Genomic DNA, 20,313 nt, shown 5'->3' with positions numbered 1-20,313 from the left:
CTTCGTGAGCTCCGCAAGCGAGGTAGTATATTACGGTATGAATGGCGGTCTGGCAACACCCTTTTTGAACTTTTTTTAATCGTGTAGATTCGCACATAACGTTGATTCGCTTTACGTGCTTTTCCTACACGATTGGAACCCCCCTGGTGCATGCCGAAGCGGCCGGCACCTATAGATGCCGGCCGCTTCTAGAGCCTGCTATTGGTTTCCCAGCTTACATTACGCGGCAGACGTGGGGTTCACGTCCTCGTCCATACGCGCTTCCTTGTAATGGTCGAACTCTTCGTAAATCTCGGCTGAAGGCTCTGCCGTAAGCTTCGATACGATGAAGATGCATAGCAGCGACACGATGAACGCCGGCAGCAGCTCGTAGATGCCGAATACGCCGCCAAGCGGTTTGATGAAGTTGTGCCACACCACGACGGTGATTGCACCGCCGAGCATGCCCGCAAGCGCGCCCTGCTTGTTCGTGCGGCGCCAATAGAGGCTGCACAGCATTAGCGGGCCGAACGAGGCGCCTAAGCCTGCCCACGCGTACGACACGACGCGGAAGATAACGGAGTTCTCGTCGATGGCGATGAGGATGCCTATGATCATGACGACGGCAAGCGTGATGCGCGAGACAATCATGACCTGGCGGTCAGTGGCATCGCGTTTGATGACGCCGCGGAAGATATTCTCGGCAACTGACGAACCGGTGATAAGCAGGTACGACGAGGCCGACGACATGGACGCCGCCAGAATGCCCGACACCACCACGCCGCACATAAACGCCGGCAAAATCATCTGCGCAATGACGATGAAGATATTCTCGGCGGCGGCATTCGTGCCGAAATAGGTGGGCAGCATAGCGCGGCCGATGAAGCCGATGCACAACGCGCAGACCATGGAGATGACCACCCACACCACGGCGATAATGCGCGATTGGCGTACCTCTTCGGCCGAGCGGATGCCCAGGAAGCGCACAAGCACCTGCGGCATGCCGAAGTAGCCAAGGCCCCAGGCAAGCGTGGAGATGATAGCCAGCACGCCGTACTCGGTGGGTTCACCAAACAGCGGCTCGTCGCCTTGAATCATTTGCAGGCCGGTTTCCGCATCCATGATGGGCGTGGTGAGCTGGCCGCCGTTGAGGAAGCCGGGAATGTTCTGCAAAAACGCCACGGTGACGTCAACACCGCCGATTGAGGTGATAGAGCCGATAAGCACCACGGCAAGCGCGAAGAACATAAGGCAGCCTTGGATGAAGTCAGTTGCCACAACGGACAGATAGCCGCCCACCAGCGTGTAGGCAAACACCACCACGGCGCCGAACACCATCATGGCCGCGTAATCGATGCCGAACAGCGTGTGGAACAGCTTGCCGCACGTTACGAAGCAGCTGCCGGTGTACACGCAGAAGAACAGCAGGATGATGAGCGCCGCAACCGTCGACAGAATGTTCTTCTTGTCGTGGAAGCGGTTGCTGAAAAATGACGGGATGGTGATGGCGTGCACTCGCTCGGAATACTGGCGAAGGCGTTTCGCCACGAACAGCCAGTTGAGATACGTGCCGATGGCCAGGCCGATGCACGTCCACATGGCCTCGGACGCGCCATAGAAATAGGCAAGGCCGGGAATGCCCATTAATAGGTAGCCGGACATGTCCGACGCCTCGGCCGAAAGCGCCGTGAACCACGGGCCGACCTTGCGGCCGCCGATGAAGTATTCGTCCGTGGACGAATTGGAGCGCTTCGCATACGAGAACCCCACCGCCAAAACGACGACGAAGTAAATGACCATTGCCAAAATGACCATCAAATCGTTCGAACCCATAATTCCCCATCTACCCCTCAAGCTGCGAGATTCGCCGTTTCAACGGTTGCAAGGCGAACGACCGCCTTTCGCAGCCGAAATATACGGGAAACGGACGCATTTCGCAACTGGTCGAAATTTCTACGTTGACTGTGGGATTATACTTGACTTCGCTTTCATCAGATAGGCTATTTCTATTGTTCTTGCACTGCGACCGGCGAAAGGATGCAAATGCCAGCATATGCGGATATGACCACAGAGGAGCTTGCGGCGAAACGCGACGAGCTTATGCGCGAATACGAAGCCATCAAGGCGAAGGGGCTGGCGTTGAATATGGCGCGCGGCAAGCCCTCAAGCGCGCAGCTTGACCTGAGCATGCCGATGCTGGCAAGCGTGACCACGTACGAGGACTGCCTTGCCGAGGACGGCACCGATTGCCGCAACTATGGCGTGCTTGACGGTATTCCCGAGGCGAAGCGTTTGATGGCGAGCATGCTTGACGACGACGCCGACCATGTCATTGTGTTCGGCAGCTCAAGCTTGAACATCATGTACGACACCATGGCGCGCTGCTGGTCGTTCGGCACGCTGGGCCACACGCCTTGGAGCAAACTTGATGAGGTGAAGTGGCTGTGCCCCTGCCCCGGCTACGATAGGCATTTCGGCGTGACCGAGGCGTTCGGCATCACGATGATCCCCGTTACCATGACCGCTGACGGGCCCGACATGGACGAGGTGGAACGCCTTGTTGCCAACGATGCGTCGGTGAAGGGCATCTGGTGCGTGCCGAAGTACTCCAACCCCGGCGGCGTGACGTATTCCGATGAGGTGGTGCGCCGCCTGGCGGCCATGCCTTGCGCGGCCGAGGATTTCCGCATTTTCTGGGATAACGCCTACGGCATCCACCACCTCTACGATGCACCCGAGCAGCAAGACCAGCTGCTTGATATCCGCGCCGCGTGCGATGAAGCTGGCAACCCCGATCGCTGCTTAAAGTTCGCCTCCACGAGCAAGGTGACGTTCCCGGGCGCGGGCATCTCGGCCATGGCGGCAAGCGCGGCGAACATCGCAGACGCGAAGGCGCGTATGAACCCGCAGGTCATCGGCCACGACAAGCTCAACCAGCTGCGCCACGTGCGTTTTTTGCGCGATGCGAAGGGACTGGCCGCGCACATGAGCAAGCATGCGGCCATTTTGCGCCCGAAGTTCGAGCTGGTGGACGCGAAGCTGACCGAGGCGTTGGCCGAGGTTGGCGGTTGTTCGTGGAGCAAGCCGCGTGGCGGGTATTTCGTGTCGTTCGACGCTCCGGCAGGCTGCGCGAAGCGCATCGTTGCGCTGGCGAAGGACGCGGGCGTTACCATGACAGGCGCCGGAGCCACGTGGCCGTACAAGAACGACCCCGCCGACAGCAACATTCGCATTGCGCCGAGCCTGCCGCCCGTTGAAGAGCTTGAGGCGGCGCTTGATGTGTTCACGTGCTGCGTGAAGCTTGCGTATACCGAGAAGCTGCTGAGGGAATAACGGCGGACGCGCTTTAGCGGCGTTTGGTAGCTGAATGCGAAGCGGGCCTGCACCTTTGGTGTGGGCCCGCTTTTATGTTAGTGACGCGCTTCGCGCTTTTTGTTTGGGTCGAGTTTTCGCTCGACGTTACGTTTTGGTTGCAAGGGTAATGTCCTTGCGAACTTGAGGCGATTCGCTAGTTGTTCTTGGCGGATTGCCAGGCTTTTACGAGTTCGGCTGCGGCGGCGTGGGGGTTTTCTGCGCCGCAGACTGCCGAAACGACGAAGAAACCATCGACGCCGGTTTGCGCCACCAGCGGGATGTCCGCCACCTTCACTCCCCCGCCCACCACGATAGGAACCGGGCTGGCAATGTGCAGATCGCGCAGGTCATCGAGGCTTTTCGTAATGATGGTACCATCGGAGGCAAGGCCGCAATCGCGCTTCGTGGGCGTTTCGTGCAGCGGGCCCACGCCCAGGTAATCCACCAGCGACATGTCAGCCGTTTTTACGTATTCGAGCATCTCGTCTGCACGAGCCGACAGGCCCACGATGGCATCGGGACCAAGCAGGTTGCGGCACGCTTCCACGGGAATGTCGGTTTGGCCAACGTGCACGCCATCGACCTTCACGCCTTGCTGGCGAGCGGCGTACACCACGTCGAGGCGGTCGTCCACCAGAAGCGCCACGCAATCGGTGGCGCCCAGCCGTGCGATCTCATCCGCAACGGCCGCCGTGCATGCAATAAGCTCACGCGCCGAACATTCTTTCGAGCGCACCTGCACGCACGTGAACCCCGCGCTGATGGCCTGGCCGGCAATGTCGGCAACGGGCCTGCCAAGCGTGTTTTCAGGGCCAAGCACCAGGTAAGCCGAGATATCGAGAACATCACGCATGCTCATGAGCGCTCCTTCCACTGGGCGTCGTTTTGCGCTTGCGCGGGTTGGGCGGGCGCGGCGGCCGATTTCCCGATAATCGCATCAACGCTTTCGACCTTTTTCTCCATCATGTTGCTGAAGCCAGGACGGATGTCGGCCTTGAGGACGACTTCCGTTCGGATGCCCTTTTCCGCAAGGACGAACGTGGCATCGCGCACGACGCGCATGACCTCGTCCCATTCGCCTTCGATTTCCGTGAACATGGAGTACGTTTTGTTCGGCAGGCCCGACTCGCGGATGACGCGCACCACCTCGGCGACGTTGTCCGCAAGCTCATCGCCGACGCCGAACGGGGCGATTGCCACCGCTACCAGCGTGTTCATGAGCTTTACGCCTCCTGGATTTCCATGGAGTTGTTCGCGATGTCCTCGGGCGTGGCAAGGTAGAGGCTGTCGAGAAACGCCACTTTGAGGCTTGCCGGCGCCGCTGCCTTCGCTGCTGCCGCGCGGCCGGAGAAGTTGTAGTGGTTCACCGCGGCGACCGCAGCCGTGAACGGGTCGGTTTGCGTGGCGTACACGGCCAGCACGCCGCCCTGCGAGCAGCCAAAGCCCGTCACCTTGCCCATAAGCGAGCTGCCACCGTGGCTGATGACCACCGATTTTCCATCGGTGACCAGGTCTGACTTGCCCGAAATGACAACGGCGCCGCCCGTGAAGCGTGCAAGCGCCACCGCGGCATCGCGCGCGGCTTCCACCGTGTCGGTGGTGTCGACGCCGCGAGCGCGCGAGAGGTCCTCGGCGCTGCCGGAAAGATCCCACAGGCCCGCCAGCGCGATGATCTCGGAGGCGTTGCCGCGCACGATGGCCGGCTTGTACTCCTTCAGCTGGCTAAGCAGCTTCGTGCGCAGGCTGCCGATGCCGATGCCCACCGGATCGAGCACCCAGGGCTTTCCTGCCGCTTGGGCCGCGGCGGCCGTGCGCGGGATGGTTTCCTCGTACACGGGAAACAGCGTGCCCATGTTCAGATACACGGCGCCACCTGCGGCGACAAGCGTTTCTCCTTCGTCGGGCAGATAGACCATGGCCGCCGAGCCGCCTGCGGCAAGCTGGGCATTCGCCACGAAATCGATGGTGACGGTGTTCGTGATGGATCCGGCCATGGGGTTGTTCGCGCGGACGTTTTGCGCCGCCTGGACGATGTTTTCCTTGAGCTGAGGCTGCTCGATCATGTGCTCTCCTTCGCAACGACAACGGGGGCGCTGCCGCCTTCCGGCTGCGCCCCCGTTTCTCACGAGAGATGCTCCCTACGCCAGCGTTACCTGGACAGGTTCAAAGGGTTAGGCGCGTGAGCCCTCTCAGCGCCGGCGAACACGCCGCCGGGCACCCCTGCATCGAATCTGTTGGTTGGCATGATACACCCAAGGCCGAGCTGTGCGGGAAGACAATTCCCCGAACGGCCTATGTCTTCGGCTGCAACCGATCCAAAAGCGCCGTATGACGCAGCAGGAGCTTGCATTGGCGGGAAGAACGGACAATCGAGCAGCTTGGGAGCCTGACAGGAGCCGCCGAAGCGAGGGGAGCTCCTGCCGGTTAATGGTCACGGCAAGCGCGAGAAGCCGCATGACAAACGACCTGTCCCCTTGTCATACGGGTGGCAGCAATTCGGCCGGATGGGAATATCGACGGGGCAAACGAGCAGCATAAGACCAGGCGAAGGCAGGCAAAGCGGCAGGATGCGCCCTACCGAATAACGGCCATGGCGAACAAGCCTACCCGACAAAGGACCTGGGCCCCTTGTCATATGGGACGGGAAAGATGGCGAAGCGAATGGGCTGCGGGCATACGGGCGAAACGGAATGCATGTGCAGATAGGCCCCGAAGCGGTTGCGCTGGAGCGGCTCCAAGTTGTATACCCTTTGAGCAATCATTTTGCGCGCAGCCAAAGAACCCCCCCTGCGCCGCACGCATCGACGAAAGAACCTATTCATGAGCACGAAGAAAAACAGCATCGACATGCTGCATGGGCCTTTGCCCGGCAAAATCATCCTGTTCGCCATTCCGCTGGCCTTAAGCAGCATCTTGCAGCAGCTTTTCAATTCGGCCGATGCCATTGTGGCCGGTCGGTTTATCGGCTCGACCGCGCTTGCCGCCATCGGCGGCGTGTCGCCGGTCATCACGCTGCTGATCGGCCTGTTCGTAGGGCTTTCCATCGGGGCGAACGTGGCCATTGCCATCCACATCGGGCACAAAGAGCTTGACCGCGTGCACGGCGCGGTGCAGACGACGGCCATCGTGACGCTGGTCAGCTCGGTGGCGCTGACCGCGGTGGGCGTGTTTGCGACCGAGCCCATCCTTGACGCCATCGACATCCCCGCCGATGCGCGCGCGGAAGCAACCGGGTACCTGCAAGCGTATTTTGCGGGCATCGTATTCTTCTTGGTGTACAACTTCGGATCGGCCGTGCTGCGCGCGAAAGGCGATACGCGCCGCCCGCTGTACGCGCTTGCCGTGGCCGTAGCGCTCAACATCGTGCTGAACGTGGTTGCCGTGACGGTGTTTGACGGTGGCGTCGTGGGCATTGCCGTGGCAACCGACGTTTCCAACGCCGCTGCGGCTGTCATTATCGTATGGATGCTATTGCACGAGGAAGAGGCGTTCCGGCTTGACGTGCAGCATCTGTTCGTAGACGCCGACACGCTGCGGACGATTTTGTACATCGGCGTGCCGTCCGGGTTGCAAAGCGTGGTGTTCTCGCTGTCCAACGTTGCCATCCAGGCGGCCATCAACGGATTCGGCACGGCCGCTACGGCAGGTTCTGCGGCGGCGATGAACTACGAGTACTACACCTATTTCTTCGTGAGCGCGTTTTCACAGGCCGCGGTGACGTTTATCGGGCAGAACTTCGCCGCCGGCAAGCTGAAGCGCTGCGACACGGTGTTCCGCTTCTGCATGGGCGCGGCCGTGGTGTGCGCCGTGGTGCTGAGCGTGCTTTTCGTTGCCGCCGGTAACCTGGCGCTGGGCGCCTTTACCACTGATGCGACCGCCGTGGCGTTCGGATTCGTGCGCTTGTGGCACGTGGAGCTTCTTGAGTGCATGCCCGCAAGTTACGAAGTGACGGCCGGCGCGCTGCGCGGCATGGGGTGGTCCGTGCTGCCAACCGTGGTGGTGGTTGTGGGTTCGTGCGTGCTGCGCATCATCTACGTGTTCGCGCTGTTCGGCGCATTCGGCACCTTTGATGCGCTTATGAACATTTACCCCGTGACCTGGGGAATTACCGGTGCGACCATGCTGGGGTTGTACGTATTCGCGCGCAGGCGCGCCTACGCGCAGGTTGCCGCGCGCAAAGGCGTGAAGCTGGCGTAGGAAGGCGCTAACGACGGCGCGCCAGGCGCAGCGCGACCACCTCGGCAACAACGGCCACAAGCGTGAACGCCGCAGATAGAAACGGCATAGCCGAAAGCGGCAGGCACGCGATGAATCCGCCGGCCACGAACGCGCCGAGCGCGCTTCCTAACTGCAGCGACGAATTCGACAGGCTGACGGCGAACGCCGCGTCGTCGCCGGCGTTCAACATGATGAACGAGTTTTGCGCCGGCAGAAAACCCCAGGAGATACCCGTCCACAGACACGCCGCCACCAACGCGGCCGCCCAAGAGCCCGTGGAGGCGCCAAGCGCCACCAGCGTTGCGGCCTGCAGCGCAACGCAGCCGATGACGGCCGGCGCCGAGCCGAAGCGGTCGGCCGCCCACCCGCTGGCCTTCGACCCCACCATGCTCATAAGGCCGAATGCGAACAGCGCACCGCTTACCCACGCGGGATCGGGCAGCACGCCTTCCATAAAAGGCGTGATGTAGGTGTTCATGGACGCGTAGCCCACGAACATGAGCGCCGTGCAGGCAAGCGGCAGCACCACGCAGGGGTTCTTGAACACGCGCAGCACATCGGTTGCGCGCCGCGACGAAGATGACGACGACGTGGGCACATCGGGGATCTTCACGGCCAGCGCGATAACGATGAACGCAAAGGCCGCCGCCGCTACCAGCACCCAATACGCTTGCTGCCACGTGATGACGTCGCGCAGCACGCGTGCGGCCGGCAACGCGAACACGAACGACGCGCTGAACCCGAGCGCCACGTTCGACATGGCCGAAGCGCTGCGCGCGGGGCCGGCGATGCGGCTGGCAGCGATATAGGCCGTGGCCGCGAACGATCCGTTGCCCACGCCCATGATGGCGCGACCTGCAAGGATAATCGGATAGAAGGGCGTGGCGGCGCACACGGCCATGCCCGCCGCCATAAGCGCAAGGCTGACAAGCAGCAGCGTTTTCGGCCCGCGCGGCGTGAGCGCCATCACCAACAGCGGCGTGCCGATGGCATTGCACACGCCATACACGCCCATCATAAGGCTGACCTGCGATAAGTCGATGCCGGCGATTTCAGCCACCTGATCGGGAACACCAAGGATGTACTGGTAGGCGCAGCCGAACACAAAGCAGCTGAGCGCGAGCACCGAAATCATGGCGTTGCCGCGGGCACGGCTTGGCAGCTGCGCGCCCGCGGGCGCCGTAGCGGCCGCGCTCACGCCTGCACCGCTTCCTCTGCCGTCTGCTGAATACGGATGCGCAGCAAATCGCCCGGCTGCATGGCAATGCGGCTTTCAAACGCATACGTTTCCATAGTGCGGTTCGCCACGGGCACCGGCTGCGGATACACATCGCCTTCCTGGCTTTTTGCCAGCCACGTGAGCCCCTGCACGCGCGCAGCCGCAATGGGCTTTCGCGGCGTCAAAATCTCAAGCTCGTCGCCTTCGCAGAACCGGTTGTGGCAGGTTGTTTGAATGCGCCAGGCGCCCTCCCCCACCTGCTGGCACGCCGTAACCGTGGCTGCATGCAGGTAGTCTTTGTCGTAGCCGTCGCGTTCCTGGCGCTGGCTTGGCTTGCCGTAGAAGAAGCCCGTTCCGTAAGGGCGGTGCGAAATGGCATGCAAATCGGACATGACCGACGCGGGGCCGGCGCCGTCCATGACGGCGCGATAGGCGTGCACCACCGTGGCAACGTAAAACGCGCGCTTGTTACGGCCTTCGATCTTGAACGAGTTCACGCCGGCGCGCGCCAGGTCGTCGAGGTGCTCGATCATGCACAGGTCGTGCGCGTTCATGACGTACGTGCCGCGAACATCCTCCTCGATGGGATAGTACGCGCCGGGGCGCTTTTCCTCCACCAGCACATAGCTCCAACGGCACGGCTGCGCGCAGAAACCCTTGTTGCCCGAGCGGCCCGTCATGGCCGCCGAAAGCATGCAGCGGCCCGAATAGGCCATGCACATGGCGCCGTGCACGAACGCCTCGATCTCAAGTTCACGCGGCGCTTGAGCACGCAGCTCGGCGATGTCTTCCATGCTCATTTCGCGTGCAACCACCACGCGCGAGGCGCCCAAGTCGTACCAGGTGCGGGCCGCTTCGGCGTTCATGACCGATGCCTGCGTGCTGACGTGCAGCTCCATATGCGGCGCGTAGCGGCGAGCCAGGGAAAACGCCCCAAGGTCGCTGACGATGAGCGCGTCGGCGCCCGAAGCGCCAAGCGCTTCCAGATACGGAGGCAGCGCTGCGATGTCGGCTTGGCTCATGAGCGTGTTCACGGTGACGTACACCTTCGCACCCGCGCCGTGGGCGAACGCCACCGCGCTGGGGATGTCGTCGAGCGTGAAGTTCTCGGCGCGCTGGCGCATGCCGAACTTGTCGGCGGCAAGGTACACCGCATCGGCGCCGAAACGCACCGCCGCCTCAAGCTGGCTGCGCCCACCTGCCGGAGCAAGCAATTCGGTTGCGGAAAAATCAGTCATGGTAAAGCTTTCGAAACGAAACGATGGATACGGCAAACGCGGAGCGCCGCGCGCCTTGGCAAGCGGGATGGACGTGCGGGCCGAAGCGGCACGCGCACGATGTTCCGCAAGCGCAAGGAGCAACGACGCTCCACGTTCATCGGGCAGTTCGGTGCAACAGGCTTTTACGCCTCGAAGGAGACGCGCGCGCCCTGCGGCGTGTCCTCGATGGTGAAGCCAAGGCCCGTCAAACCGTCGCGCACGGCGTCGGCCACGGCCCAGTTCTTTTCCTTGCGGGCGGTCGCGCGCGCCTCAAGCAGCGCGTCAACGGCCTCGTGCGCATCGGCGCCTTCGTAACCGGCAACCTGTTTTGCCAGGTCAACAACCTCAGCAGGGTACGTTTCGGCCTCTTCGTAATCCTGCGGGGCAACCTCTACGCCGAACACGCGCATAAGCGTGGTGATGGTTTCGCGAATGTCGCGCACGGCCGGCACGTCAGACGGGCTGAGCGTTTTGTCGGCGATTTCGGAATTCACATAGCTGACCAGGTCGAACACAACGCCAAGCGCACGCGGGGCATTGAAGTCGTCGTCCATTGCCAGCACGAAATCCACGCGAGCGCGCTTCGAGTTCTTCATGACGGCCTGGGTATCAAGCGGACTGGGGATGTCCTGGGCGTTTTGCATCTGCCAATCCATGTTGCGCACGCAATTCTCGATACGCGACAGCGCGGATTCGGCCTCGTCGAGGCGCTCCTTCGAGAAGTCAAGCGGGCTGCGGTAGTGCGTTTGCAGCATAAGGAAGCGCAGCACGTTCGGCGACGTGGTTTTCAGGATGTCGCGCAGCAGCAGGAAGTTGCCGAGCGACTTGCTCATTTTCTCGTGGTTAATCTGCAGCATGCCGCCGTGCATCCAGTGGTTGGCGAACGTGCAGCCGCACGCGGCCTCGGACTGCGCGCGCTCGTTCTCGTGATGCGGGAACACCAGGTCGGCGCCACCGCCGTGAATGTCGAACGGCAGGCCCAGGTACTTGCGCGACATGGCCGAGCACTCGATGTGCCAGCCCGGGCGGCCCTGGCCCCACGGGCTTTCCCACGAAGGCTCGCCCGGCTTGGCGGCCTTCCACAAGGCGAAGTCGAGCGGGTCGCGCTTGCGGTCCTCAAGGCCTTGGCCGTCGGCGCGCAGCTCGCGATGGCCGCCTTCCATCTCGTCGATGTTGCGGCCGGACAGCGCGCCGTAGTCGGGGTAGCTGCGCACGCTGAAGTACACGTCGCCTTCGACCTCGTAAGCATGCCCGCCGTCGATGAGCTCTTGGATGAGCTGGATCATGTCGGGGATTTCCTCGGTGGCGCGCGGACGCACATCGGGGTCTTCGACGTTGAGCGCGTGCATGTCATCAAGGAACGCCTGCGAATACTCGGCAGCCACCTCAGCGGCGGTGCGGCCTTCCTCGTTGGCTTTCTTGATGATTTTGTCGTCTACGTCGGTGATGTTCGACACGAACTTCACCTTGAAGCCGCGCCACGAAAGGTAGCGGCGGATGATGTCGAAGCTGACGAACGTGCGAGCGTTGCCGATGTGGATGTAGTTGTACACGGTGGGGCCGCACACGTACATGCTTATTTCGCCGTGCTTGAGCGTTTCGAAGGGAACCTTCTCGCGCAGTTTGGTGTCGTAGATCTTGAGCATGATGTTTCCTGTTCTAGTGCAAACCGCCTGATGGCAATGGGTACGTGACGTTATGGTTGGACGCGCGGGCAGACGCGTGCGCTAGCTACATCGCGCAAGCAGGGCAACGGCTGTGGCCGAGATACCCTCTTCGCGGCCCTCGAAGCCCAAGCGCTCCGTGGTGGTGGCCTTCACGCCGACGTTTTCGACCGCGATGCCCATGGCTGCCGCCAAGTTCGCGCGCATTTGCTGGCGATGAGGCGCCATCTTGGGCGCCTGAGCTGCGATAACGCTGTCGACGTCGATGATCTCGAAGCCTTCGCTGCGCACTTTCGCGGCAACGGCGGCCAAAAGCTTCATGGAGTCGGCGCCTTCCCATTCGGGGTCGGTGTCGGGAAACAGCTTGCCGATGTCGCCGCCGCGGATGGCGCCGAGCAAGGCGTCGGCAACCGCGTGGGCCAGCACGTCGGCATCGGAGTGGCCAAGCAAGCCCAGCGTGTGCGGGATGTCCACGCCGCCGATGATGAGCTTGCGGCCTTCGACCAGCTTGTGCACGTCATAGCCCTGGCCGATGCGCAGGGCGCGGAAATCGGGCGCCATTATTCCTGCTCGCCTTTCTGTTTGAGGTAGCGCTCGCGCACGGCAGCAACGAGCATAAGGTAGTCTTCCGGCACGGTAAGCTTGATGTTGTCGCGTTTGCCTTCCACCACCAGCACGCGACCGCCAAGACGCTCGATGAGCGAGCTGTCGTCGGTGCCGACAAATCCGTCGGACAGCGCCGAGGCGTGGGCGCGGCGGTAGATGCCGGCGCGGAACACCTGCGGCGTTTGCGCGTTCCAGAACACGCTGCGGTCAGGCGTGCCGACGATGACGCCGTTTTCCACGACCTTGAGCGTGTCGATGGCCGGATGCGCCACCACGGCGCCGTCGGCATCGATGTTGCCCTGCAGCGTGGCGATGGTGTGCGCAATGAGCTCGGGCGAGATAAGCGGGCGGGCGCCATCGTGCATGACGACGTACTCGTAATCGTCCGGCACCAGTTCAAGCCCGGAAAACGCCGATTCCTGACGCGTGGAGCCGGCGGGCGCCACCACCACGGGCGTGACGAACGGGAAGGGGTCGATAGCCTTCTTGAGATACTCGTCTTTGCGATCGGCCGGGCAGACGATAACGATGAGTCCGATGTCGCCCACCGCGTCGAACGCCTCGGCTGACCAGGTGAGAATGGGCTTGCCCGCAATTTCCACGAGCTGCTTGCCGCCCTCCTTGCCGAAGCGCTCGCCCGTGCCGCCCGCCAAGATGACGGCCGCGGTTTTCGGGTTCTTGTCGACCTTGCCCTCAAGGCCGGCCATGGATTGCGTGAGCGCGTCGATGTCAAGCGCCGTGGCCAGATCGGCCGCGGCAAGCACCGACGACGAGAACACCGGGTCAACGGTCTTCGGCATGCTTCCCTCTTTCCGTCGAAAAACAAACGAGGCGGCCCCGCGAAGGGACCGCCTTTCATTCTAAAGCATTATGACAGCGCAGCGCCGCCAAATCGCAGGCAGGGCGAAGCCGACACAACCTGCTTGCCGGCGCGGCCGCTAGTCTGCAGCGCCACCCGATGCGGTACCGCCGCCCGTTGAAACGCCGGCATGCCCCAGATCGAAATTCGTGAGCAAAAGCTCGGCATCGCGCGCGATGGTGTCGTGTTTGCGCGGCGCGGGGATAGACCCCGTGCCGGCCGTGAACGCAAGGTTCTCGCCGTCATCGGCAACGTCGGCTTCGATGACCGAGCCCGACGCCCACTTGCCTTCAAGCAGCTCTTCGGACAGCGGGTCTTCCAGGAAGCGCTGGATAGCACGGCGCAGCGGACGGGCGCCGTACGTGGCGTCGGTGCCTTCCTTGGCGATGAGCTTGTACGCGGCATCGGTAAGGTTGATGGTCATGTTCATGGCGATCAAACGCTCGCGCAGGTCGGCCACCATAAGCTTCGCGATTTCGACGATCTGATCCTGCGTCAAGGACTTGAACACGATGATCTCGTCGATACGGTTGAGGAATTCAGGCCTGAACAGCTTCTTTACCTCGCCCATAACGCGCGACTTGATTTCCTTGTCCGAAAGGCCGGCCTTGCCGTCGGAGCTGAAGCCGAGCGTGGTGGGCGCAGCGATTTCGCGCGCGCCGACGTTCGACGTCATGATGATGACGGTGTTGCGGAAGTCGACCGTGCGGCCCTGTGAGTCGGTCAGGCGACCTTCCTCGAGGATTTGCAGCAGGATGTTGAACACATCGGGGTGCGCCTTCTCGATTTCATCGAACAGCACCACCGAGTACGGACGCTGACGCACGGCCTTCGTAAGCTGGCCGCCCTCGTCGAAGCCCACGTAGCCCGGAGGCGAGCCCACCAGACGGCTGACGGAGTGCTTCTCCATGTATTCGGACATATCGAAGCTGATAAGCGCGTCTTCGCTGCTGAACAGGAATTCGGCAAGCGCCTTGGACAGCTCGGTTTTGCCCACGCCCGACGGGCCCAGGAAGATGAAGCTGCCGGCGGGGCGCTTCGGGTCTTTCAGGCCGGCGCGGCTGCGGCGAATGGCTTTCGACAGCGCGGTGACGGCCTCTTCCTGGCCGATGACGCGTTCGTGCAGCACGCCTTCCATGCGCAGAAGCTTGTCCGTTTCGGCTTCCGTGAGGTTGGACACCGGCACGCCCGTGGTCATGGACACCACGTCGGCGATGTCCTGCACGGTTACCTGGTGCACCGACTTCTGGGAGTCCTCTTCCCATTTCTTCTCGGCCTGCTCGCGCTGCTCTTTCATGGCGGATTCCTCGTCGCGCAGCTTTGCGGCGCGTTCGAAATCCTGCGAGGCGATAGCGCTGTCCTTGTCTGCACGCAGCTGACGCAGCTTGTCGTCCATCTCGCACAGTTCCTTGGGCAGCGTCATATTGCGGATGCGCATGCGCGCGCCGGCCTCGTCCATGACGTCGATGGCCTTGTCGGGCAGGAAGCGATCCTGGATGTAGCGGTCGGACAGCGTGACGGCCGCTCGCAGCGCCTCGTCGGTGAAGTGCACCTGGTGATGCGCCTCATAGCGGTCGCGCAGGCCTTCCATGATGCGCATGGCCTGCTCTTCGCTGGGCTCGCCCACCGTGACGGGCTGGAAACGGCGCTCAAGGGCGCTGTCCTTTTCCAGGTGTTTGCGGTATTCGTCGATGGTGGTGGCGCCGATGACCTGGATTTCCCCGCGCGATAGCGGCGGCTTCAAGATGGCGGCGGCGTCGATGGAGCCCTCGGCGGAACCTGCGCCGATGAGCGTGTGCATCTCGTCGATGAACAGGATGATGTCGCCGGCGTCCTTCACTTCTTTGATGCACTTCTTCAGGCGATCCTCGAACTCGCCGCGATACTTGCTGCCAGCCACCAGCGCCGACACGTCAAGCGTGAACAGGCGCTTGCCGCGCAGGATGTCGGGCACCTGGTTCGACACGATGAGCTGTGCGAGGCCTTCGGCCACGGCCGTTTTGCCCACGCCCGGCTCGCCGATGAGCAGCGGGTTGTTCTTCTGGCGGCGCGAGAGGATTTGCATGACGCGCTCGATTTCGCCCGCGCGGCCGATGACCGGGTCGAGCTTGTCGTCGCGCGCTTTCTGCGTAAGATCGGTGCCAAATTCCTTCAGCGCGCTGTCGGGCACGTTGCCCGCAGCCTCGAAGGGGTTGCGGCCCGCGTACACCGGGCTTTGACCCACCAGGTCGTTGAGCGCAGTGCGGATGTCGTCGCCCTTGACGCCCAGGCGCGACAGCACGTCAAGCGCCGTGCCCTCGCCCTCGCGCACGATGCCGAGCAGCAAATGCTCGGTGGAGATGTAGCTTTGGCCCATCTGCATGGCTTCGCGCAGGCTGTTTTCCAGCACGCGCTTCACGCGGGGCGTGAACGACAGGTGGCCCGTGACGTCGGTGTCCTCGTCGATGGACACCACCTGGCGGATGCCCTGCACCACAGCGTCGTAGCTGACGTTCAGGCGCTCAAGCGCCTGAACGGCCAGGCCGTCCTTTTCCTGGATAAGGCCGAGCAGGATATGCTCGGTGCCCACATAGGGCTGATGGAGGGCGCGAGCTTCGTCTTGGGCTAAGACGAGTACCTTTCGCGCCTTGTCCGTGAACTTCTCAAATGACATGAAGCCTCGATTCTCGCGGCAAATGTTATGGTCTCAGTTGGTTATGTTAGCACTCTCGTCAAGCGACTGCTAACACGTTGCCGTTACGTTACACATAATATGGAAAGCCTTGGGCGCGCGCGGCGTGCGCCCAAGGCTTCCGCCTTCTTTACATATATGAGCGAGATGCTTCGCAACGGGCGCCGCCGAGGCCGGCGCGGGCACATGCCGCAAGGTTGCGCCGCAAAGCTGCTGGGGTTATTCGCCTTCGCTGCGCTTGCCGGCCAAAAAGTCGAGCAGCTCTTGGCGCGAATGGACGTCGAGCTTCGAGTAGATGGCGCGCAGGTGCGTGCGCACGGTGTTCTTCGAGATGGTGAGGTGCTCGGCGATCCAGTTGGCGCTGCGGCCCTGCGCGAACAGGTCGAGAATCTCAAGCTCGCGCGTCGACAGGCCGTAGACGGGGTCGGCGGGGTTGCCGGGCACGGCGGCCGGCACGGGCTCGGCGGGATCGCAAGCGCCTGCCGCACCGAACATGTTCGCGACCGGCTGAGCGAATGGCGGCTGCTGCGCCGCAGGCGCGACGGCCGGCGATTGCGGGGCAGCAGACGCTTGCGGGGCAGCAGCGGCACCGGCATCCCCTTCGCCATCTGCCGCCTGCCCCGCCAAAGCTGCGCCTTCACCGGGCGCGGGCGCACCAAGCGATGCGGGCACGCCGTTGGCCGGGCACGTTGCGCAGGCGCCCGCCGGACACGCCGGCGCCGCGGCAGCCGCAAGGCGTACGCGCGCAGCCTCGGCCTCGCTGTCAACCGAGCGCGCCATGATGCGCTTCAGGTCGTTTTCCGGGAACACGTACACCAGCACCAGCACCACCAGAAACGCCAGCACCATGCCCACTCCCATGCGCACGACGCCGTCCTGGTAATACGGCTGCAGCGCGGCGCCCGTGGCCCAGCCGACCAACGACGCCGTGAAATACGCGCCCTGCCCGATGCCGAACACGCGCACGGCTGAGAAATCGTAGCGAAACGCCAGGTAGGCCATGAAGCACGAGAACACCATCCACAGGCATTCCTTGCCGATGGACAAAAACGAGATGTCGAAGCCGAAGCACGTGGCCAGCATCATGGCGATGCCGAGCACGATAAGCCCCGAATACACGCTGCGGGCCCCGCGCACCGCGTCGCCGCGGTTGACCACCGCCACGATGGCCACGGCAATAAGCCCGACGCAGAACACGGTGATGGTGCCGCTGCGCGCGAACAGGTCCACGTTGCCGATCATGGACGCGATGCCCTTGCCCACGCCCGCCGTGAACGCTACGATGGCCGCGGCCGCCACGAGCTTGCGGTACGCGCGCCACTCGAACGAGCCGCGCGCAACGCTTTCGCCCGCATTATCGTCGGCCGCCTGGAACGGATCGGGATTTCCCATAGTCAGCAGCAACGCCGATATCAGCGGCAGCGCGGCAATGAAGAACAGGCGCAGCTCGGGCGGGATGCCCACGCCCACGAAGTACAGAAACGCCGCGAACAGAAGCGAGATGCCGCCGGCGGTAAGCGAGTCGCCCAGCGAAATGGAGCCGTAGATGCGGCCCGCCTTCAGGCACAGCACCGACGTGCCCACGCCCGTGAGCAGCGCGGCGCTGATGAAGAACGGGCCCGCGCCCATGATCACGGAAAAGCCGAGCAGCAACGTGAACAGCGACGCAAGCGCGGACACCCCCACGACGAACGCGCGGCGGTCGATAAGCCGCGTCAACGTCTTCCACGCACACGCGGCGACGAACATGCTGCCCGCGATGCCCGCCGTGGAGAACAGGTACATCTGCAGCACCGAAGAGGTTTGCACGCCCGCAGGAAACATGCGCATGATTTCGGTGGAGTTGTAGCACAGCCAGATCCAAGCCCACCACGCGCCGAAGCCCAAGAACCGCAGATACGCCCACTGCTCGGCAATAGGCGTTGGCGTGTGCTCGCCCGCGGCAGCCGCACGTTTGGCATCACGTTGCCCCATTTACAACGTCCCCCCTGTATTTCCCCTGATGAAGGCTTTGTTTCCAAAGCAAATATTCTTTATGCGCACGGTAAATACTACCACACGCATCGCATAAAAGCAGGCGAAGGCGCCTGGGCCGCATGCCCTTGGACGCCTTCGATTCCCCTGGTTATTCGAATGTGATGGACGCCGTGGGACAGCGCTTGGCGCACTCGCCGCAGCGCGTGCACATGCCCAGCTGCTGCTGCACATCAGCGGCGTGCAGGTCGATGTGCTCGGCGCACGCCACGGCGCACACGTCGCATGCCGAGCCCTTCGAGGTGCGCAGGCACGTATCGGCGTTGATGCGCGGGCGGAACTTCGCCGCGAACTGGCCGAAAATGCCCAGCAGACCGGCGACGGGACACAGGTTCATGCACCATTTGCGGTACAGCACCAGTTCCACCGCAAGCGCCGCGGGAAACACGACCACCGAGGCGGTCATCTGCTTGTCCACGATCAGATGCCACAGAGACCCCACCGTGCCGAACGTAAGCCCGATGGGGCACACAAGGCAGAACAGCGGCAGACCGGCCACGATGGCGCACACGAGCACGGCCGCAAGCGTCCACGTGCGCTTGTCGCGCGCAAGAAACGCCAGGCTGGCCTTCACGTCAAGCGCCGCTTTCGCGCCAGAGCAGGCAGCGCAGCTTGACGCGCACGCGCCCGGCTTCGCCGGCTTAGGGTCACGCTTGAAGAAGCGCCTGATGACCGGAGCCGGACAGCCCCACGCACACCACGCGCGCCCGAACACAAGAGCGAACAGCAGCAGCACGCCGGCCGAGATGGCCGCCACCGGGATGAACGCCTTCGACGCCAACATGGCCTCAAGGCCGCCGAGCGGGCACAGCAGGTTGAACTGCCCGATGCCGAACGACGACGGCGTGCCGATGCCGCAGTCGAAAGCCAGCGAAGCCAGCACGGCCACGAGCACGGCCGCCAGCGTGAAACGGCGCGCGAACACCATGCGCTTGCCCTGGACGCGGCCGCGCCCTTGCGCGCCGCGATTCGATTCGCTATCCATTTACGCCACACCCCCGCCTGCCAGCTGCTTTTCCGTTGCCACGCGAATGCCGCGCTCGTCCCCGCCGGTAAACGACGTGTTGACGTTGGCCGGGCAGATGCGCACGCACTCGCCGCAGCCGTTGCATTTCGCATCGTCCACCTGCGGCCGACGGTCTTCGTCGAACGTCAGCGCGCCATAGGGGCACGCCTCCACGCAGATGCCGCACGAGCCGGGCGTGATATACGCCAGGCAGCGATCGGGCAGCACCTGCGCACCGCCGATGCGGCCCGCGGCAGGTGCATACGGGTCCGCGTGCCCGATGGCCTCGGTAGGGCACACCTGGCGGCACAGGTCGCAAAACGTGCAGCTGCCCGCGCGGAAATCGAGCGCCGGCGTGCGCACGGCCAGGCCAGACTCTATGCCAAGCGGATAGAGCACATCGGTCGGGCAAACGCTGATGCAGCGATCGCAGCGGATGCAGCGCGCCTCGAATTCGCCTTCGGAAAGCGAGCCCGGCGGGCGCAGCGTGTCGAACGAAGTGCAGAAGGGCCGCGCACCGGCGCCTGCTGCAACGCCCACGGCAAGCGCCGCCGCGCCGAACACGAACGTTCGGCGGCTTGGGTTGATCTTTTCCATGGCAACACCTTATGCCGCCAAAAGCGGGAGCTCTTCGGACACGGTGGTAAGCGCCTCGCTTGCCTGCTCAAGCGCGCCTTGGCACACGAGCAGCATGCCGGTGTAGAACGTGGTCTTCGCGTAATCTTGCGCCACATCGTGCAGCTGGCCCACCCAGTTGAGCAGGTGCTTCTCGATGAACTTGCGCTGACGCTTCACATTTTTGATGGCGTCCATGTTGTTGCCGGCGCGCACGAGCGCGGCGGCCTTGGCGTTCATGTGCGCCAGGTACTCAAGCTCGAAGGAGATGTGGTCTTCCGGCTCGTGCAGGTCGGGGTTGACCTTGAAGCCATCCTGGATGAACCAGTTGATCACATCGTCACGCGAATCGCCCATGACCACGTGCTCGATCGACGTGAACACCGACTCGTAGGGCACGGCGGAGCGCTTTTCCTGCGTGTAGACGCCCGCAGCCAAGAAGATGCGCGCGTACTCCACCGCAAGCTGGCTGCGACGGTCGCCGGCGCTGAACTTGAAGTAGCGGCGCAGCAGGTTGTAGCCGCGGTCAAGCGCCGCGTTGCCCGTGTGCTCCGGCCAAGCTTCGGCCGCCAACGTCTCGATAGCCTCTTCGGTCAGCTCTTTAAAGAACACCTGAGACAAAAACGTGAACGTCTCGGTGTTCGCGTCAAGAAACTCAAGCATTTCCTCGGTGGTGGTACGGTCGTCTTTCTCGGACATCGGATTTCCCCCTTTTCGTATCTCTATAGCGTCTCGTCCGCTTGGGCGGGGCGCTGCGCGCATCGCGTCTGCACGTAGCGCCCCGCCCAAGCGGAACAGGGTCTGCGCCCTGCCCCGCTCAGCTTGCGCA

At 63.1% G+C, this 20,313-nt stretch carries 16 protein-coding genes and 1 riboswitch; of the genes, 2 read left to right on the top strand and 14 right to left on the bottom strand.

Annotation, left to right across the window (positions count from 1 at the left end):
• Positions 1-219: 219 nt before the first annotated feature.
• Positions 220-1,812 (bottom strand): sodium/proline symporter, encoded by a 1,593-nt coding sequence (locus tag ACWI6D_RS07130; RefSeq protein WP_302938028.1) that lies wholly within the window; start codon positions 1,810-1,812, stop codon positions 220-222.
• 210 nt (positions 1,813-2,022) lie between these two features.
• Between ACWI6D_RS07130 and ACWI6D_RS07125 the strand changes: the two genes are divergently transcribed.
• Positions 2,023-3,312, top strand: coding sequence for an aminotransferase class I/II-fold pyridoxal phosphate-dependent enzyme (locus tag ACWI6D_RS07125; RefSeq protein WP_449134182.1), 1,290 nt, complete (start codon positions 2,023-2,025; stop codon positions 3,310-3,312).
• A 175-nt stretch (positions 3,313-3,487) separates the two neighbouring features.
• Here ACWI6D_RS07125 and ACWI6D_RS07120 read toward each other — a convergent pair whose 3' ends face one another.
• The 3 genes from ACWI6D_RS07120 to thiM are packed head-to-tail and all read right to left on the bottom strand — an operon-like array spanning position 3,488 to position 5,396.
• Complete coding sequence (locus ACWI6D_RS07120; RefSeq protein WP_449134181.1) at positions 3,488-4,192, bottom strand: thiamine phosphate synthase; 705 nt, start codon at positions 4,190-4,192, stop codon at positions 3,488-3,490.
• A complete protein-coding gene (locus tag ACWI6D_RS07115) occupies positions 4,189-4,551 on the bottom strand; it encodes a thiamine-binding protein (RefSeq protein WP_449134180.1) in 363 nt (120 codons plus the stop codon). The genes ACWI6D_RS07120 and ACWI6D_RS07115 overlap by 4 nt, the downstream gene beginning before the upstream one ends.
• A gap of 5 nt (positions 4,552-4,556) precedes the next feature.
• Positions 4,557-5,396 (bottom strand): hydroxyethylthiazole kinase, encoded by an 840-nt coding sequence (thiM, locus tag ACWI6D_RS07110; RefSeq protein ID WP_449134179.1) that lies wholly within the window; start codon positions 5,394-5,396, stop codon positions 4,557-4,559.
• A 55-nt stretch (positions 5,397-5,451) separates the two neighbouring features.
• Positions 5,452-5,565, bottom strand: a riboswitch (TPP riboswitch).
• A gap of 588 nt (positions 5,566-6,153) precedes the next feature.
• Between thiM and ACWI6D_RS07105 the strand changes: the two genes are divergently transcribed.
• Positions 6,154-7,530, top strand: a complete 1,377-nt coding sequence (locus ACWI6D_RS07105; protein WP_303252032.1) for an MATE family efflux transporter — start codon at positions 6,154-6,156, stop codon at positions 7,528-7,530.
• 7 nt (positions 7,531-7,537) lie between these two features.
• On the opposite strand, the gene ACWI6D_RS07100 is transcribed toward ACWI6D_RS07105, so the two are convergent.
• From ACWI6D_RS07100 to ACWI6D_RS07055, 10 genes are all read right to left on the bottom strand, one after another.
• Complete coding sequence (locus tag ACWI6D_RS07100; protein ID WP_449134178.1) at positions 7,538-8,749, bottom strand: MFS transporter; 1,212 nt, start codon at positions 8,747-8,749, stop codon at positions 7,538-7,540.
• Positions 8,746-10,008 (bottom strand): peptidase U32 family protein, encoded by a 1,263-nt coding sequence (locus ACWI6D_RS07095; RefSeq protein ID WP_449134177.1) that lies wholly within the window; start codon positions 10,006-10,008, stop codon positions 8,746-8,748. Before ACWI6D_RS07095 ends, ACWI6D_RS07100 begins: the two co-directional genes overlap by 4 nt.
• A 164-nt stretch (positions 10,009-10,172) precedes the next feature.
• Positions 10,173-11,675 (bottom strand): cysteine--tRNA ligase, encoded by a 1,503-nt coding sequence (gene cysS / locus ACWI6D_RS07090; protein ID WP_449134176.1) that lies wholly within the window; start codon positions 11,673-11,675, stop codon positions 10,173-10,175.
• A gap of 81 nt (positions 11,676-11,756) precedes the next feature.
• A complete protein-coding gene (gene ispF, locus ACWI6D_RS07085; RefSeq protein ID WP_288285579.1) occupies positions 11,757-12,254 on the bottom strand; it encodes a 2-C-methyl-D-erythritol 2,4-cyclodiphosphate synthase in 498 nt (165 codons plus the stop codon).
• Positions 12,254-13,099: a 2-C-methyl-D-erythritol 4-phosphate cytidylyltransferase gene (gene ispD, locus ACWI6D_RS07080; protein WP_129424176.1), complete on the bottom strand. Its 846-nt coding sequence runs from the start codon at positions 13,097-13,099 to the stop codon at positions 12,254-12,256. Before ispD ends, ispF begins: the two co-directional genes overlap by 1 nt.
• A 138-nt stretch (positions 13,100-13,237) precedes the next feature.
• A complete protein-coding gene (locus ACWI6D_RS07075) occupies positions 13,238-15,811 on the bottom strand; it encodes an ATP-dependent Clp protease ATP-binding subunit (protein WP_449134175.1) in 2,574 nt (857 codons plus the stop codon).
• Between the two features lie 237 nt (positions 15,812-16,048).
• A complete protein-coding gene (locus ACWI6D_RS07070) occupies positions 16,049-17,803 on the bottom strand; it encodes a response regulator transcription factor (RefSeq protein WP_449134174.1) in 1,755 nt (584 codons plus the stop codon).
• 151 nt (positions 17,804-17,954) lie between these two features.
• The gene (locus ACWI6D_RS07065) at positions 17,955-18,848 is read right to left on the bottom strand and encodes a 4Fe-4S binding protein (RefSeq protein ID WP_449134173.1); all 894 of its coding nucleotides are present in this window, start codon (positions 18,846-18,848) and stop codon (positions 17,955-17,957) included.
• Positions 18,849-19,466 carry a 4Fe-4S dicluster domain-containing protein gene (locus ACWI6D_RS07060; protein WP_449134172.1) on the bottom strand — a complete coding sequence of 206 codons (618 nt, stop codon included), beginning with the start codon at positions 19,464-19,466 and terminating at the stop codon, positions 18,849-18,851.
• A gap of 9 nt (positions 19,467-19,475) precedes the next feature.
• Positions 19,476-20,183 (bottom strand): TorD/DmsD family molecular chaperone, encoded by a 708-nt coding sequence (locus tag ACWI6D_RS07055; RefSeq protein WP_337368675.1) that lies wholly within the window; start codon positions 20,181-20,183, stop codon positions 19,476-19,478.
• Between the last annotated feature and the right edge of the window lie 130 nt (positions 20,184-20,313).

The organism is Senegalimassilia sp., from assembly GCF_977052095.1.
The sequence above is the reverse complement of the archived record's forward strand: the minus strand, read 5'-3'. Positions and strand labels throughout refer to the sequence as shown.